The following is a 502-nucleotide window of genomic DNA, read 5'->3' as shown; positions in this document are numbered from 1 at the left end:
CCGGGTTGTCGGTATTGCCGACGGCGATACACTGACTTGTTTGACAGATACACGCAAACAGCTCAAAGTGAGGTTGAACCAGATTGATGCCCCCGAGCGCGGGCAGGCTTTTGGTAGTGCTGCCCGTAAAAAGCTGTCCAGGTGGGTACATGGGCAATACGTTACACTTAAAACCGATGGCGCAGATAAATATGGCCGCACATTGGCAGAGGTATTTTCCGGTGGTCTGAATATCAATAAGGAGATGGTTAAATCAGGCTACGCATGGGCTTATCGGAAATATGTCAGAGACACGGAATATATCCGCTTGGAAGAGCGGGCAAGAGCTGCCAGCCTTGGCCTTTGGTCTGAACCCAATCCGATTTATCCCAGCGAGTTCAGAAACGGCAAGAAAGCGGGAATGGTCACCCAACAGATTAAACCGTCTTATGCCATGCCTAAAACAGGCGGGAAGTTTACCTGTTCGGGAAAACGCTTCTGTAAAGAGATGAGCTCCTGCTCT

1 protein-coding gene is annotated in these 502 nt (G+C 50.0%); it reads left to right on the top strand.

Annotation, left to right across the window (positions count from 1 at the left end; all coding sequences use genetic code 11):
- The coding region (locus BDE01S_RS10975; RefSeq protein WP_066081526.1) for a thermonuclease family protein at positions 1–502 on the top strand (502 nt) is incomplete at both ends.

The organism is Bergeriella denitrificans NBRC 102155 (genome assembly GCF_001592185.1).
Taxonomy (GTDB): Bacteria; Pseudomonadota; Gammaproteobacteria; order Burkholderiales; family Neisseriaceae; genus Neisseria; species Neisseria denitrificans.
Note: the sequence above shows the minus strand (reverse complement) of the source record. Positions and strands in the feature narration are given on the sequence as shown.